We start from the raw sequence: 16,335 nt of genomic DNA on the forward strand, positions 1-16,335 counted from the left end.
TCATACTAAATTTTCAGCATATTCTCATTAAAAAATAAAAAATCCCTTTCATTCTTTTTACAAATGAAAGGGATTTTATGTCATATCATTCATTTTACTGTTCCTACTCCATTTAAAACATACTTCGCAATTACTGCATATACAGCGACCGTACCTGCTACTAATGCATATACCATACTCACGCACCAACCTTTTTGATAATGATTATCACTTTTGAATATATTTTATCATTAAAGAGAATCATTATCAACAACTTTCATAAAGAAAGCCCCTTATAAGAAGGAGCTTCACTGCCTGTTTTGAAGAAGTTAAAAACTTGTTGTGCACTCTTATTATATCTCATAATACCTTTCTTAACAGTTTTAAAAAATGGAAATATACCCTATACCCTCCATCTTACATTTTGTATAATAAAAGGGAATTACTTAACAAGGAGGAAAATAATGACACAAAATCTCACGCAAAGCGAGAGGATACACTCCATCGATATTATTAGAGGAATAGCTGTACTAGGTATTTTTCTTGTTAATTGGCCGGTTATTGCCGGAGTTGACTCACGTGATATTACAGGAATTTACGAAGGGATAGACAGCTACATCCGCCTATTTTACGATATGTTTATTCAAACAAAGTTTTATACTATCTTTTCATTTTTATTCGGCCTAGGCTTTTACATTTTTATGACTCGTGCTGAAGCGAAAACAGATCGTCCAAAAACTTTATTTGTTCGTCGCTTGCTTATTTTATTATTATTTGGTTTCTTGCATTACGTTCTTTTATGGGACGGAGACATTTTACATACTTATGCAATTACTGGATTTTTCTTATTTTTATTTTATAAAAGAGCGCCACGAACTATTTTAATCTGGGCAATTGTACTATTAAGTTTCATGCAATTGTTCACATTATTAGGCTCTCTTCTTATGTTACTCATGCCGGTAGATGAATTAGGTCTTTCTACAGCAATTATGCCGTTAGAAAACTGGGTCTTACAAATTACAGACAGATTCCATTCTTTCTATTCTGAAGCAATAAGTAACAGTCTTATTATGCTTCCTGAAACACTAGGATTGTTTTTACTCGGATTATATGCCGGTAAAAAAGATATTTTCCGCCGTGCAAAAGAATTAGATCCAAAGCTCAAAAAGTTGCAAATTATTATGTTCATTCTAACATTACCGATGTGGTTTATTATGGTTTATTTCTTTATGAATAATCAGCCATACACACCATTTTCTCTTATGGGTATTACGATGATAAGCGGAAAAACATTATTCATCTTCTACATTGTCACGCTCATGCGCTTATTACAAAAAGAAAAATGGCAAAACTTATTACGTCCATTCCAATACGTTGGACGAATGGCGTTAACGAATTACATCTCACATACAATTGTTACATTACTTGTATTCGGGCTACTATTCAAAAATGATTATCTTGCTCCATTATGGATAGGACCACTATTTTGTATCAGTTTCTATACGTTACAAATCTTTATTAGCCGCTGGTGGCTTTCTCATTACCAGTACGGGCCACTTGAATATGTATGGCGCCTTGGTACGTATGGAAAGATGATGCCACTTAAAAAGAAAAGCAAGGTCTCATAACGAGACCTTGCTTTTTTACGCTTCTCTTACTGCACTTTGTATCGGAACTGGTTCATCCTTTACTTTCACTTTACGCTGTGGCACCATATTAAACACGATATTTAACAATACTGCTGACGCACTTCCAAGTACAATTCCGTTATCAGTTAAAATACGAATGTTTTCAGGAAGTTGTGAGAATAACGTTGGAACGACCGTAACTCCAAGGCCGATTCCGACAGAACATGCAACAATTAATAAGTTTTCTTGTTTGCCAAAATCAACGCTACTTAACATTTTAATACCGTATGCCATTACCATACCGAACATTGCGAGCATAGCACCGCCAAGTACTGATTTCGGAATAATTGTTGTAATGGCTGCGATTTTAGGAATAAATCCAAGAACGATTAGCATACCACCGCAAGTATAAATAATAACGCGATTTCTTACTCCAGTTAATTGAACAAGTCCTACGTTTTGAGAGTAAGTTGTATATGGAAATGCGTTGAAAATACCACCTAACACCATCGCTAATCCTTCTGCACGATAGCCTTTTGTTAATTCTTTTTCACCGATTTTTTTATTACAAATATCAGATAATGCAAAATATACACCTGTTGCTTCTACAATTCCTACGCAAGCAACAAGAATCATCGTAATGATTGGTGTTAATTCAAATGTCGGTGTGCCGAAGTAAAATGGCTGAATACCGTGGAACCAATCAGCCTCTCCAACCGCTTGCAAGCTTACTTTCCCCATAAATGCTGCAACGATTGTACCGAATAAAAGACCTAGTAAAATAGAGATTGAACGGATAAACCCGTCAAAGAAACGATACATAATGATGATAAATAGTAACACACCAAATGCTAATGCTAAATTTTCAAGACTACCGAAATCCTTACTTCCTACTCCTCCAGCCATATCATTAATTGCTGCTGGAACAAGTGTAACTCCAATTACGGTAACGACAGATCCTGTTACAACAGGTGGAAACAGTTTTACAAGCTTTCCAAATAATTTCGCAAAAATAACAACGAATAACCCGGCAGCAATAATTGCTCCATAAATAGAAGACACACCGTATTGTTTTCCGATTGCAATCATCGGGCCAACCGCTGTAAATGTACAACCGAGTACAACGGGAAGTCCAATACCGAAAAAGCGATTTGATAATGCTTGTAAAATTGTCGCAACGCCGCACATTAATAAATCAATTGAGACTAAATACGTTAACTCTTTTTGATTTAAACCAAGTCCACCGCCCACAATAAGCGGAACGATAATCGCGCCCGCATACATAGCAAGCATATGCTGCATACCAAGCGATGCGATTTTAAATGGATGTTGCTTCATCGTTTATTTCACCCCCGCAGTTTCTTGCTGTACAAATGTAACTGTGCCGTTATCAAGTGATGCAATTTCTGCTAGTGATTCAACACGAACGCCTTGTTCACGAAGCTTCTTTCCTCCATCTTGAAATGCTTTTTCAATAACAATACCAATCCCTGCGATACTTGCTCCTGCTTGCTCTACTAGGCTCATTAAACCTAAAGCAGCCTGACCGTTCGCTAAAAAGTCATCGATAATTAAAACGCGATCATTTTCATCGATATGATTTCGGGATAATGAAATTTCATTCGTTTCTTGTTTCGTAAATGAATATACGTTTGCAACGTACATATTATCTTGTAACGTTAACGATTTACGTTTTCTTGCAAAGATTACTTTTACACCAAGTTCTAATGCAGCCATAACTGCCGGTGCAATGCCTGAAGATTCAATCGTTACGATTTTTGTAATGTTCTCTTCTTTAAAACGTTTAGCAAATTCTTTTCCGATCTCTTGCATAAGTACTGGGTCAATTTGATGATTTAAAAATGCATCTACCTTTAATACGTCACCAGATAAAACCTTTCCTTCGTTCAAAATCTTTTCTTGTAATACTTTCATGTTTGTTCCCCCTCTTATGCAATAAAAAACTCCAAAAGCCGCCACCACTCGTTACAAGTGAGAGACGCGCTTTTGGAGTTTCGCAAAAAAAGAATGCTAAACAAGCAAATATATTCGTCCTCACTCATAGTCAAAGTATTTACGGTACTTCGGTAGAAACTTGCAGGCCATATCCCCGCGATTATATGAGTGTAGCTAACTATTTATTTTATAGATGGATTATAACGCACTTTTTATACTTTGAAAAGCATTTATTAACAAAACACGTACAAATTTTATGAAATCATTATTTTCGTTCGAGTTTTGTAAACTCTTTCATTCCCAATTATAACTTCGTTAAAATGATTGGCCCATCTGTTGTAATCGCAATTGTATGCTCATATTGAGCTGATAATTTCCCGTCCATCGTTCTTGCAGTCCATCCATTTAAATCTACTTTCGAATAGCGCATACCTACATTTACAATGGGTTCAATTGTAATTACCATTCCTTCTTGTAGCTTAGGCCCTTGTCCTGGCTTCCCAAAATGAAAAATTGCTGGTTCTTCATGAATCTCCTTACCAATCCCATGCCCCGTAAAGTCTCTTGCAACCGAAAATCCTTCAGCGGCTACATAACTTTCAATTACATAACCAATATCCCCGACATGGTTACCGATTGTGGCCTGATTAATCCCTTTATACAAAGCACTTTCAGCTACTAACAATAACTTTTTCACTTCATCAGAACTATCTCCCACTACGTACGTCCAAGCAGAATCTGAAAGACCACCATTTAAGTTTACTACCATATCAATTGTTACAATATCACCCTCAGTTAAAGGAACATCGGCCGGAAACCCATGACACATTTCATCGTTTACAGATGCACATATCGCATATGGATATCCGTTGTAACCTTTCTGCTCAGATGTTGCACCATGCTCTTCTAAATATGCTTCAATAAACGTATTAATTTCTTTTGTCGTAATACCCGGTTTCATTATTTTCGCAATTTCTCTATGACATGAAGCAAGTAATTTTCCAGATTCATGCATTAAATCTATTTCATTTTTCGTTTTAATTATACTCATGCTGTCTCTCCTTACTAAACTTGCTATTTACTATTAAACTTCAATCATACACATCCTCTTCCAAAATTTCAAAACTTCCAATTACAAAAAGTATGATTTATTTCTGCATAAAAAAAACAGAAGGAGATTCTTCTGTTTTTTAATCATTTTTACATATATAACTCATTTTCAAAAACTCGAAACAACTTCCGTTTGTTTTCTGTATAAACGTCCCAACTGCTTCAAATCCTGCTCTTTTATACACTTTGATTGCTCTCTCATTAAATGTGGCTACTGATAATGTTATATACTTGCAACTGTATCTTTCTTTACTAAAAGCTAGTATAGCGTTTATAAACTGTAAACCAAATCCGTTCCCAGTTATATTAGGTCTCATTCCAAGACCTATATCAACCGTTCCATCATTTATTTTACAAACAGTAAAATAACCAATGAGAGTGCCATTTTCCTTCACAGAAAATGTATGATCCCCTCTACTCTCATCATGTAAAAATTCAGCTAAATCTTCTTCATCTGCCTCTATATCATAAAAAGAATATTCCCCTTCATAATGCCAGTTATATGCAATTTCTTCTGCTTCTTCTTGCGTCATTACTGTATATGTATAAACCATTCTTCTACCCCCTTTAAAAAAAGAGCTGCAATTCAGCAGCTCTTTTTTACAACTCATAAATCTCTTTATATTTCGCTTCTAAATAATCAGCTAAGTAGTTTGCATTTAATCCTTCGCCTGTTACATCTTCTAAAATTTCAAGTGGCTTTTTCGTTTTACCGTATTGGTGAATGTTTTCTGTTAACCATTCACGAATTGGTGTTACGTTTCCTTCTTCTAATAATGCATCAAAGTTCGGAATGTCTTTTAACATTCTTTGCTTAAATTGTGCTGCATACATATAACCAAGCGCATAAGATGGGAAGTATCCAAATGAACCACCAGCCCAGTGAACATCTTGCAATACACCTTGTGCATCGTTTGCTGGACGAATTCCTAAATATGCCTCCATCTTATCATTCCAAGCCACTGGTAAATCCTTCACTTGTAATGTGCCATCAAATAATTCTTTCTCAAGTTCATAACGAACCATAACGTGAAGCGGATATGTAAGCTCATCTGCTTCTATGCGAATAAACGACGGCTTTGATTCGTTAATCGCATCATAAAACTCATCTACTGATATATCATTGAATTGACCATCGCTATACTCTTTTAATAAATCATAATTTTTCTTCCAGAATGATTTATTACGACCGATAAAGTTCTCAAAGAACAATGATTGTGACTCATGAATACCCATAGATGTACCGCTACATAGCGGTGTACCTTCAAATTTCTCTGCAATATTTTGTTCATATACAGCATGACCACATTCATGAATTGTTCCAAACACAGCCATACGGAAATCTTTTTCATCATAGCGTGTCGTAATACGAACATCCCCTCTATTTAATGTAATCTCGAAAGGATGTACCGTTTCATCAAGACGACCTGCTTCAAAGTCATAATTCAATTGCTTTAATAGCTCTAATGTAAAGTTTTTTTGTTTTTCTTTTGAAAAATGTTCTGATAAAGCGCTTGTCTTTAATCTTTTTTGCGACTCTGATATTTCTTTTACGAGCGGAACGATACGCTCACGAAGTTGACCAAATACATGATCTAATACCTCTACTGTAATACCAGGCTCATACATGTCTAATAAAGTATTATATTTATATGTTTCGTAACCCCAATATGTAATAAATTTCTTTTTGAATTCAACAATTTTTTCTAAATATGGACGAAACATTTCAAAATCAGATTTTTCGCGAGCTTCTTCCCATACACTTTCTGCTTTCGCTTCTAATTTTACATACTCTTCATATTCCGCTTGTGGAATTTTCTTATTTCTATCATATTCTTTACGACATTCTTCAACCATTTTCTGCGTCGTTTCAGAAAGTTTATTTTCACTTATTAAAGCTTCAAGCTCTTTTAAATAATTTCCCATCTCATCTGAAGTCGACATAACAAACACTTCTGATGAAAGCATGCCGATTACTTCTGAACGCTGGTCCACACCTTTTTTAGGCGCACCTGTTCTTAAGTCCCAAAACATTAAGCTTAATGCCTCTCCATAATTCTCTATCTTCTTCACATATGCTAAAAATTGTTTTTCTACTTCATATGTAGCAACTGTCATCGTATAAAAACCTCCCTTTTCTACCTCAAACTTAATTCGACATGGAAACATAAATTCCTTTTATAATAGAAAAAAAGCTTGGCAAGCGCCAAGCTTTCTCCTTACAATTCTTTACCTTCTACTGGTAGTACGTTTTTCACCGCTTCTACCACTTTTTCATCTTCTGTATCAGATAAGAAGATTGATATAGCACCTTTATCGTCGCTCGTACGAATTAAACGGCCAATCCCTTGACGAAGACGTAAAATCATATATGGTACATCTACATCCCAGAATGGATCATTTACGTGCTTACGCTTCGCTTCAAACACAGGATCGTTTGGAGGGAATGGTAATGACCAAATAATAACATGTGATAATGATGAACCAGGAATATCTAAACCTTCCCATAAATGAACGGCACAAAGTACAGTCTCTTCTTCATTTTGGAAACGAGAAACGAGCTGACTAATTTCTTGGTCCCCTTCATATAAGAACGGAACGGACATTTGTTCTTTACTTACATATTCTTTGAACGCTGCAAGTTCTTGCGTTGTACGGAATAATACGAGCGTACGTCCATTTGTTTTCTGTATATTTTCAAGTGTATATTGACACTTTCTTTCCCATTCATTTTCTTTCGTATGTGATAGTAAGTTTACTGCCATTTGTTCTTCGTAATCAAATGGTGAGGCAACTGAGAATGATAAATAATCTTTTACCCCTAGGCTATTTGCTGTAAATGCGAATGAATCGTTGTTAGATAATGTAGCAGAAGAGAAAATATACGGGATTTTCTTCGAGAATACTTTCTCTTGTAATACTTCTTCAACTGCACGCGGCATAATTACTAACGTGAAGGCTCCATCACCTTCTTCACCCCACGTAATTACATTCTTCTCGTGCATAAACAAACGAAGTGAATGTTCTAACACATCTAAATGCTCATCAACGATATTTAAATCATACGTGTTTACTGTATGCATTTCACTTTCAAATACTAATGCATCACCGACTTCACCGATTTTTGCATAAAGTCGCTTCGCTTCAGCCGTTACTTTTTCTGTCACAGTAATTTCTAGACGATCAGAACCGGCAATTTCCTTTTTATTCTCTTGTAACACATCAAAGAATCGTTCAGTTTGCCAAATTGTTTCTTCTACTAAATGTGCAAACTCTTCACGAATATCGTTTTGTAGCAATCTCGTTAATAGTTGTTCCATCATCGTTTGCTTTAAACGATACGTTAAAGCTTTTTGTGCTGCATACTCTACAAGATGTCCTTCATCGAATACAACGCAACTACTTTCTGGTAATAACGGAATTTGTCCTTCACGCTTACGAGCATCGTACGTCCAAATATGATCCATATAGAAATCTTGAGAACAAATAATTAAATCTGCCGCTTTACGATAATGTTCACGTGATAGAGTTTGCCCGCAACGATGACGAGAATCACAAGTGAAGCAATCTTGGAAGTAATCCCAATTCACTTTTGACCATTCTTCATCATTTAAAAGCGGAAATTCTTTTCGATCACCGTAGTGAGTAAAGTTTTGCATCGTACCGTGGTCAAATACAAACTGCGGTAATTCGTAGTATACGTCTTCAATTACCTCTGGAGCTCGTCCACTCATAACATCTTCAAGTTTACGCAAACATAAATAGTTATCCATCGATTTCGCAAGTCTAACATCAACAGATAGTCCTAATGCCTCAGATAATTTAGCAATGTCCCCTTCTTCTTTCACAAGCTGCTCAATTAACGTTTCATCTGCACAAGCGATAATCGCTGGCTTTCCAGTATAACGTGCATAACAAATTGCATATAGAAGATATACAATTGTTTTCCCTGTCCCTACGCCTGCCTCTGCGAACATTACTTTCTTTTCTTGGAAAGCACGCTCTAATTGAAACGCCATAAAAATTTGTTCATCACGTTCTTCAAAGCCTTTTTCCGGAAGGATGTCGTAAAACACATCTCCAATCCACTCATTCAACTTATCATAAAAATTATCTTGTTTCCCTACTTCAAATGGTAATCTCTTCTCAGTAAACATCCTTAGCCTCCAACCAAAAAGTTTTTCTATAAAAAGATATAGCAACTGCTACTCATATGTGTGCAGCCACTTTCCCCTGTTGCCATACATAGAAATACACGAAAAAAAATTTTCCTTTCGAAAAAGGAAAATTTTCTTCTATATTAATGACTTTAAATACCGTTTATCAATCGCTGTTTCATGTGAAAGAGCTGACAAATATTCTTCTTGTGCTTTTTGTATTTCATCTACAATCACACCTTGACTATCCACTTCTTTTCCGAGCTCATCATACGTACGGTGAATAGCTTTTTGAATCATTGATAATTGAAAACTATCCATATCACTTCCTCCTTTACGCATTACATAATAGCCAGTATATGCGCGCTGGAGGAGTTTTATACTATGAATTACGCGGTGGACGTTTTCCGAAGTATTGGTAGTAGTCTGTACGGATAAATCCGTTAAACAACTTACGCTTTTTCGACGCATCTTTTCCGTAACACTTTTCAAATGCTTCGTAACTTGTTAATACATATGCTGACCATGTATCTAATGGGCGGAATACTTGTCCCATTTCTTTATACAATTGCTCAACAAGTGCTTTTTCACTTAAACGTTCTCCGTATGGAGGATTCGTTACAACGTAGCCATAATCCTCTTTTGTTGTGAAATCTTTTACTTGCATTTGTTTAAATGTGATTAAATCACCTAAACCTACTTCTTCTGCGTTATCTTGAGCAACTCGAATCATACGATGATCAATATCTGATCCGATGATTTGTAATGGTTGATCGTAATTCGCTAAATCTTCAGCTTCTTGACGAGCTTCACGCCAGTTTTGTTTACCTACCCAGCCCCACTCATCTGATGCGAAGCCACGGTTAAATCCTGGTGCGATATTTTGTCCAATTAATGCTGCTTCAATTGGAATTGTACCTGACCCACAGAATGGATCGACAAATGGACGATCTGGCTTCCAGTTTGTTAATTTAATTAAAGATGCAGCTAATGTTTCTTTTAGAGGAGCTTCCCCTTGATCCATACGGTATCCACGTTTATGAAGTCCAACACCACTTGCATCAATTGTTAACGTTGCGATATCCTTGAGCATAGCAATTTCAATACGGAATAAAGGACCATCTTCTTCAAACCAAGTTGTACGTTTATATGTTGTTTTTAATTTTTCAACGACAGCTTTTTTAACGATACGTTGGCAATCCGAAACACTGAATAACTCAGATTTTAAAGATTTACCGATAACCGGGAACTCCCCATTCTCTGGAATATAATCTCCCCAGTTTAATGCTTTCGTTTTTTCAAATAGCTCATCAAATGTTGTTGCTTTGAATTCGCCAACTTTAATTTTCACACGATCCGCAGTCCGTAACCATAAGTTCGTACGACAAATCGCCTTTTCATCTGCTTCAAATGTTACTTTGCTATTTTCTACTTGACATTCATAACCAAGATCGCGAACTTCTCGGGCAACTAACGCTTCAATACCCATTGCCGCTGTTGCAATTAAAGTAACTTTTCCCATTTACATTCACCTCTTATGTATATTCAAACAATAATTAATAGCAGTTTGTCCTATTAATCATTACATTTTACGAAGAATTTTCTCATTTACCATTTTAACTCATAATTTATTACTTCATACAAATAAAAAGCCCTCCTCTAACAAAGGAGAGCTGAGTTATTTCATAGTTGGTTCATAACGTTCTGTAAGCCATGTTCTGTTCCTTTGTACTGCAAACGGCCCACGCCTCGTACTCCGGTGGCAATCATCTATCTACAGGTTATACAACCTGTCCTTTCCCATCGTTCATTTCCTTGGAAAAGATTCCCCTACCATTATTTGGGTTTCTCGCTCGTGGGGTTTACCTCGTTCCACTCCTATCATTTCTTCAAGGACTTCGTCACTGTGGCACTTTAAAGGTAGTCAAACCATATCCGAAAGGACTTAGGTTTTTTCCCTGCCGTTAAACCAGCCTTACAGCCAGAATACCCTAGCTTATGAATTGGCTAGGCACGAACACTACAGCCATCTCAGGCCGTGCGAGCATGGACTTTCCTCTACAACGTTGGCGTTGCAGCGATTACCCAAACGTTATGACATCCATTAGTATAGTGGAAACAAAAAGATTTTGCAATGTTTTTTTCTATGTAAAATGCTTTAACCTTTTTATCACCAAAAATTATTCGTATAACTTACTTCCAAATACAGCTTTTTCTAAATTAGATAGACGTTTTAAAATGTCCGTATTCGTGTTGTTATATACTGGTTGTGCAACTGGTGTTTGTACAGGTTGTTGTGGAACTTGCGTTGCTACTAGTTTTTGTTCTTCTAGTTCACGCTTTAAACGAGCATTTTGTTGCTTTAATTGCTCAAATTCCTTGTGGAAAGCTTCATAATCTTTAATGATCATATCAAGAAACTTGTCCACTTCTTCTTGTTGATAACCTCTCATACCTGTTTTAAATTCTTTTTCTAAAATATCTTTCGCCGTTAATTTAATTTTATCCGAAATCATTTTCTTCACCTCAAATTTTTGCCAAAACTTTCATTAACTAAATTTTTTCAGAAACAATGCTTTTTGTCAATCATATATACGAGTACTATATTACATATTACTCAGCATTATTCCACTGTTCCTCTTCTATTATATCTTGTAAATCAGAAAAAAGAATGAAATAACTGTGATAATTTTCTATTTCTCCTTTTTTCTTTGCTACTTCTACAATATATTTGGGACTCCCTGGTTTTTCTTCATCATATACAGCTAAAAGTGCATCACTTTTTTCAATAAAAAATTGATTTTTTAATTTAAATTGCTCTGGACTTTCGTATTTCCGTTTCGTGATACTATCAATATGGTCTGCTTGAGAGAGAATAAATTCGTAATATTCACGATTATCTTCCTTCCAACCTTCCTCTTGTTCTAAAAATGGAGTAAATACCGCTAATTTTAAATCTGGATATTCTACTTGTATTTCAAAAACAACTTCAGCAGCCCATAATTCTACACCTAACTGGCCGCTTATTATAACCCACTCTAAACCATCTTCTACAAAAGCAGTTAATTTACGACGCAGCGCCTTTTTTATACATTCTACTCCTGGATGATCATTTTTAAATATTCCAAGTTCAAATGGCTTATATCCTGTTACTGCAATAACTTTCATATCCACACCTCAATTACAAAAAAAGAACTAGCATTTCGCTAGTTCTAACATATCATTTACTTTTTAAACATTCCACCAACGTTTGGTCCTACATTAGGTCCGAATGGTGACACGTTTGGTCCTACATTAGGTCCAAATGGTGACACGTTCGGTCCTACATTAGGTCCAAATGGTGACACGTTCGGTCCTGGTCCGAATGGAGATATTTGATGACCGTGGTGATGATGACCATGGCCACATGGTCCACATCCGCCGCCGAATCCTGGATCGATTGGGTCCACAATATTTACATTTGAATTTGTTTGTGGGAAGAAGTTTTGGTTTTTAATTTGTTGATGGTGTACATGTGTTGTATGCGTTGGGAAAATGTGTGGCACCACCGTTGTTGAAAAAGAATGTGTTACACACTGTTTCGTCGGATGAATGACAGGAGCAGTCGTACAAATAGGTCCTACAGGCTTATGCCCTCCAAAACAAGGATGACAATGATGCATAGTTTTTTCTCTCCTCTCTCATAAAAAAATCTGATTACACTTTACAGTATGAGAAAAGAGGTGAAGCCGCTTGTTATATACACCCATTTATTTCATGGAAATTTGTCTAGAACTATGTTTCATTCATAATATACATAATGGACAACAATCCATCATTATTTACCAAAAAAACCCCCAACTTGCTTAACGATTCCTGTCACTTGATTCATCGCATTCATCATTTGTCCAGCTGTATTCATCATTTTATTTACATCATAGTTACCATCTGAGTTTTTAAATTGGGAAACAAAACTAGAAAACTGACTCGGTTGCTGTTGTTGTTTTTGTTTATTCTGCGTCGGGTACGGTTGTTTTGGTGGATAAAACATCGCTTGTTGATTTCCATAGGGAGATGATGGCGGCATATAATATTGTGAATTCATATAAGGTTGCTGTTGTGGATCCATATAGGGCTGTTGTTGATCCATATAGGGCTGCTGTTGATTCATATAAGGTTGCTGCTGTTGATCCATATAGGGCTGCTGCTGTTGATTCATAAACGACACTTCAAATGGCTGGTAATAATTTTGATTTCCATAATGAGGCTCGAAAGGATACATATTATACCGTAAATATGTATCCGTATTATATTGGTACATATTTTGCTGTGCATATGGATTAGATTGTTGATATACGTTAGGTTGTTGAAACATGCATTCTCTCCTCCTTCACATAAGTTTCTACATATATAATATGTACCTGTAAAATAATTTGTGTGACGGAGTATCTGTCTATTTTTGTCGGAAGTTTAAATTTTTAAAAAATTAAGAAAGAAAACCCTTCCATGCTATGATAATGAAGAAGAAGATTCTCATGGGGGAGGAATCAACATGGTATTAGGGGATTTAAAACAAGCGTTTTCTCAAAAGAAGGGATATTCCACAGAAAGTGCAAATGAATTATTAGACTTTGCGAGACATTGGTATCTCGAAGGAAAAATATGTATTTCTGATTACCGAACATTAATAAAAGAATTAGAAATAAACGGGGCAACAAAACCTACAACAATGACAGAAGCTTAAAAAAACAAGAGGGTTTCCCCTCTTGTTATTTACATTGCTCAACTATATTTTGCAAAGTATACGAAATAGCTTGATGTGTTTCAAAGAATCGCTTACCTTTACCTTTATTTACAAAACATTGCAACACATTCGTTTGTAAATTATCGTACACTTGATCAATTTGCTGTACATGTATATACTTCGGTTTTTCTTCCTTAATCCACGTATAAGCTAATTCTTTCCACACCTTTAATTCCTCATCTACCATGTTTACAAATGGTTTCATATCCTTATAAAAATCATATTCGATCATTTCTCTTTTTTTCACATTCGCTTCATTATTATATTGCATGAGTTTTTCCGAAGACTGTATTAACGCCTCATACTTCATTTCATTCCCACCTTATTATGCACTCACTACGACGTTTTGAAATGTTTTCACCCAATTCCCTTTTTCTTCGTGATGCACTAATTTATTTTCCATATGCTCAATATGCATTTCTGTTATTTCTATCTTATTGCATATATTTTCACCTTTATCCTTTAATGCATGATTCATTCTAATCCCTATATTCATTTCCAGCAAATCGAGAGAACTTAACATTTGATCCATTTTTTTCATTACATCTTCCTTCTGAACCATCGCCATATATAAAACGCCTCCTTCTTTGCTTTTCCTTTGACATGTAATTTCGCCGCATGATTCCTCACTCCTGCTCACATGACAAAACTAGTTGTTATTCGTCAAAGAAATCATTTTGTATGTCATTTATGGAAATGGTAACAATACAAAAGGGAGGTGTATTAAGATGGCAAAGAACAAAAACGAGAACAAGAAGAAGCAAAACAAGCAACAAAATAAACCCGAAACTGGCAATCCAAAGCTAGACGGTCCAAACTTTCCTGCTACATAAAGTGATCCTTTAACCTCTTACTTTCTTTAAGTTTTGAGATTAAATCCTTAGCACACAGTAGGATTACTTCACATTAAGAAGTCCCGTCTTCATTTAAGACGGGACTTCTTTTTTATTATATCATGAACTCATCCATCCTTTTAACAAAACGATTTACGATAGAAGCAGCATAGATTTGCTCCCTCTTTCTTTTATACCATTCTGTTATATCAACTTCCCCCTTATACTCTTCTGGTAAAAACAGCTCATTTATTTCCGTATCTCTACAAAACCAATCTCTCATACTTATTTCCTTATGTGCAACAGCAGGATAAACCTCTCTAAGGGTTGGCGTACAAGATTTTCTAGCTTCTCTTACATAATATTCATAATCTGCTCTTGATCCTGTGTGTATCGTTTGCAATGCAAACCTATGGAATAAACTTTTATACTTCGGATGAAATAGTAACTCTGCTAATTTCTTCCCTAGTTCTATACGCTTCTGTAATGTTTCAAATTGATAAACTGAAAAACCATACATATTCCCTTCAACGGTTGGAAAAATAACGGCACTAACATGAAACATTTCTTGCAATTTAAAAAGTGCTGTATGGAATACATGTTTTTTAAAATATGTATTCTCAATAACTGGTTTTTGAATTTTATTTTGTTCATTTATAATAAGCGCTATCATAAGCCTATTTATATCTTTTTTCTCCCAAAAATATATCCATTCTTTTTCCATAAAAATTGATACGTTGAAATATTGTAACAAATGGAATAGTGGCACCTGCCTCCTCTTACTTTCTTCGTATAACAATAACTGAGGAAATGCATCTAAAAAAATAATCCAATTTGCTTCTTCATAAGTCAAAAACAAATGTTTTTTTACTGTTTGAGGTAAAACAGTAGCATAATACCTCCCTTTTAAATCAGTCATATTCCATCCCGCATTTCTCGAGACCATACTCGCTAAAAAAGCCCACCTAATTTCACTATTTCTTACATAATATTCTTGATAAGACTGCGTTCGAGAAATGTTGTCCATATTAGCTATTTCTATTTCCCTCTTAATGTTGTAAACCATTGTTTTTTCTTCTTCTGTACACACTATATTTTTACGATATTGTTTAATTTTTTCATAATCATTCCATGTAAACATGAATAAGTCATCATACCTTTCTTCAAAAAGGTCACATCTTTTTTCATTTTTTGTTATAATCACCTTTGTAAGTAATTCTTAGCAAGTTGGGAGTGGACACACTATGACCATTCGTTACCCAAATGGAAAACGGTATAATCAAGCTTCACAACCTCATAAAACACCAATTAAAAAACATACTTATAGTAATAGAGGTATGTCCCTTGAAGAGGAACTGAATGAAACAAATGAATATTACTTAACCCATAATATTGCATGTGTACATAAAAAACCGACACCTCTTCAAATTGTAAAAGTAGATTACCCCGCTCGAAGTGCTGCAGTGGTAAAAGAAGCGTATTTTAAACAACCTTCTACAACAGATTACAACGGTGTATATAAAGGGAAATACATCGATTTTGAAGCGAAAGAAACAAAAAATAAAACTAGTTTCCCACTTCAAAACTTCCACCTTCATCAAATTGAACATATGAAGCAAGTGATTGCTCATAATGGAATTGCATTTGTTATTATTAAATTTACACTTTTTGATGAACTTTATTTACTCGATGCAAAACATATTATTGCATTTTGGAATCGTCAAAATACTGGTGGACGTAAATCAATTACGAAAGAAGAAATAGAAGAGCATGGCTCTTTATTGTCATGCGGTTATCACCCTCGGATTGATTATATCCGTGTACTAGACACGGTTTATTTTTCGTGATAGAGTCATCACTAAGGCTCTTTTTTCGACTTTTGGGGGAGA

19 protein-coding genes, 1 other RNA gene and 1 riboswitch are annotated in these 16,335 nt (G+C 35.4%); of the genes, 4 read left to right on the plus strand and 16 right to left on the minus strand.

Annotation, left to right across the window (positions count from 1 at the left end; translation table 11 throughout):
• Positions 1–443 precede the first annotated feature (443 nt).
• Entirely contained in the window at positions 444–1,607 is a 1,164-nt protein-coding gene (locus tag DN410_RS00455; protein ID WP_149174888.1) for a DUF418 domain-containing protein, read from the plus strand.
• Positions 1,608–1,622: 15 nt separating this feature from the next.
• Here the strand turns inward: DN410_RS00455 and pbuX are convergent, their stop codons facing one another.
• The 13 genes from pbuX to DN410_RS00525 all read right to left on the minus strand — a co-directional run bounded on the left by pbuX (position 1,623) and on the right by DN410_RS00525 (position 13,184).
• On the minus strand, positions 1,623–2,945 hold the full coding sequence (pbuX, locus tag DN410_RS00460) for a xanthine permease PbuX (RefSeq protein ID WP_071709743.1): 1,323 nt from the start codon (positions 2,943–2,945) through the stop codon (positions 1,623–1,625).
• A gap of 3 nt (positions 2,946–2,948) precedes the next feature.
• On the minus strand, positions 2,949–3,542 hold the full coding sequence (locus DN410_RS00465) for a xanthine phosphoribosyltransferase (protein ID WP_149174889.1): 594 nt from the start codon (positions 3,540–3,542) through the stop codon (positions 2,949–2,951).
• A gap of 107 nt (positions 3,543–3,649) precedes the next feature.
• Positions 3,650–3,751, minus strand: a riboswitch (purine riboswitch).
• Between the two features lie 116 nt (positions 3,752–3,867).
• A complete protein-coding gene (locus DN410_RS00475) occupies positions 3,868–4,614 on the minus strand; it encodes a type I methionyl aminopeptidase (RefSeq protein ID WP_149174890.1) in 747 nt (248 codons plus the stop codon).
• Between the two features lie 139 nt (positions 4,615–4,753).
• Positions 4,754–5,227 (minus strand): GNAT family N-acetyltransferase, encoded by a 474-nt coding sequence (locus DN410_RS00480; protein ID WP_149174891.1) that lies wholly within the window; start codon positions 5,225–5,227, stop codon positions 4,754–4,756.
• A 46-nt stretch (positions 5,228–5,273) separates the two neighbouring features.
• Positions 5,274–6,791: a carboxypeptidase gene (gene ypwA / locus DN410_RS00485; RefSeq protein ID WP_149174892.1), complete on the minus strand. Its 1,518-nt coding sequence runs from the start codon at positions 6,789–6,791 to the stop codon at positions 5,274–5,276.
• 101 nt (positions 6,792–6,892) lie between these two features.
• Positions 6,893–8,830 (minus strand): ATP-dependent DNA helicase, encoded by a 1,938-nt coding sequence (locus DN410_RS00490; RefSeq protein WP_000493699.1) that lies wholly within the window; start codon positions 8,828–8,830, stop codon positions 6,893–6,895.
• A gap of 138 nt (positions 8,831–8,968) precedes the next feature.
• The gene (locus tag DN410_RS00495; protein WP_000376898.1) at positions 8,969–9,151 is read right to left on the minus strand and encodes a DUF3921 domain-containing protein; all 183 of its coding nucleotides are present in this window, start codon (positions 9,149–9,151) and stop codon (positions 8,969–8,971) included.
• Between the two features lie 61 nt (positions 9,152–9,212).
• Positions 9,213–10,352 (minus strand): THUMP domain-containing class I SAM-dependent RNA methyltransferase, encoded by a 1,140-nt coding sequence (locus tag DN410_RS00500; RefSeq protein ID WP_071723219.1) that lies wholly within the window; start codon positions 10,350–10,352, stop codon positions 9,213–9,215.
• A gap of 180 nt (positions 10,353–10,532) precedes the next feature.
• Positions 10,533–10,923, minus strand: an RNA gene (gene rnpB / locus DN410_RS00505) — RNase P RNA component class B.
• Between the two features lie 87 nt (positions 10,924–11,010).
• Entirely contained in the window at positions 11,011–11,346 is a 336-nt protein-coding gene (gene gpsB, locus DN410_RS00510) for a cell division regulator GpsB (protein WP_000622432.1), read from the minus strand.
• A 97-nt stretch (positions 11,347–11,443) separates the two neighbouring features.
• Positions 11,444–11,998, minus strand: coding sequence for an SLOG family protein (locus tag DN410_RS00515; RefSeq protein ID WP_149174893.1), 555 nt, complete (start codon positions 11,996–11,998; stop codon positions 11,444–11,446).
• A 56-nt stretch (positions 11,999–12,054) separates the two neighbouring features.
• Entirely contained in the window at positions 12,055–12,492 is a 438-nt protein-coding gene (locus DN410_RS00520) for a CotD family spore coat protein (protein ID WP_149174894.1), read from the minus strand.
• Positions 12,493–12,647: 155 nt separating this feature from the next.
• Positions 12,648–13,184, minus strand: a complete 537-nt coding sequence (locus DN410_RS00525; RefSeq protein ID WP_149174895.1) for a YppG family protein — start codon at positions 13,182–13,184, stop codon at positions 12,648–12,650.
• Between the two features lie 177 nt (positions 13,185–13,361).
• Between DN410_RS00525 and DN410_RS00530 the strand changes: the two genes are divergently transcribed.
• A complete protein-coding gene (locus DN410_RS00530) occupies positions 13,362–13,553 on the plus strand; it encodes a YppF family protein (protein ID WP_149174896.1) in 192 nt (63 codons plus the stop codon).
• A 25-nt stretch (positions 13,554–13,578) separates the two neighbouring features.
• On the opposite strand, the gene DN410_RS00535 is transcribed toward DN410_RS00530, so the two are convergent.
• Together DN410_RS00535 and DN410_RS00540 are read right to left on the minus strand one after the other, a co-directional pair.
• Entirely contained in the window at positions 13,579–13,923 is a 345-nt protein-coding gene (locus DN410_RS00535) for a YppE family protein (protein ID WP_149174897.1), read from the minus strand.
• A gap of 15 nt (positions 13,924–13,938) precedes the next feature.
• On the minus strand, positions 13,939–14,181 hold the full coding sequence (locus tag DN410_RS00540) for a hypothetical protein (RefSeq protein ID WP_001252037.1): 243 nt from the start codon (positions 14,179–14,181) through the stop codon (positions 13,939–13,941).
• A gap of 85 nt (positions 14,182–14,266) precedes the next feature.
• Here DN410_RS00540 and DN410_RS28695 point away from each other — a divergent pair, with 85 nt between their 5' ends.
• Positions 14,267–14,446 carry a phage portal protein gene (locus DN410_RS28695; RefSeq protein WP_370456761.1) on the plus strand — a complete coding sequence of 60 codons (180 nt, stop codon included), beginning with the start codon at positions 14,267–14,269 and terminating at the stop codon, positions 14,444–14,446.
• A 115-nt stretch (positions 14,447–14,561) separates the two neighbouring features.
• On the opposite strand, the gene DN410_RS00545 is transcribed toward DN410_RS28695, so the two are convergent.
• On the minus strand, positions 14,562–15,587 hold the full coding sequence (locus tag DN410_RS00545; RefSeq protein WP_149174898.1) for a DUF2515 domain-containing protein: 1,026 nt from the start codon (positions 15,585–15,587) through the stop codon (positions 14,562–14,564).
• A 103-nt stretch (positions 15,588–15,690) separates the two neighbouring features.
• Between DN410_RS00545 and recU the strand changes: the two genes are divergently transcribed.
• Positions 15,691–16,293 carry a Holliday junction resolvase RecU gene (recU, locus tag DN410_RS00550; protein ID WP_000155592.1) on the plus strand — a complete coding sequence of 201 codons (603 nt, stop codon included), beginning with the start codon at positions 15,691–15,693 and terminating at the stop codon, positions 16,291–16,293.
• The last annotated feature ends 42 nt before the right edge of the window (positions 16,294–16,335 follow it).

It is taken from the genome of Bacillus sp. SH5-2 (genome assembly GCF_008368905.1).
Taxonomy (GTDB): domain Bacteria; phylum Bacillota; class Bacilli; order Bacillales; family Bacillaceae_G; genus Bacillus_A; species Bacillus_A luti.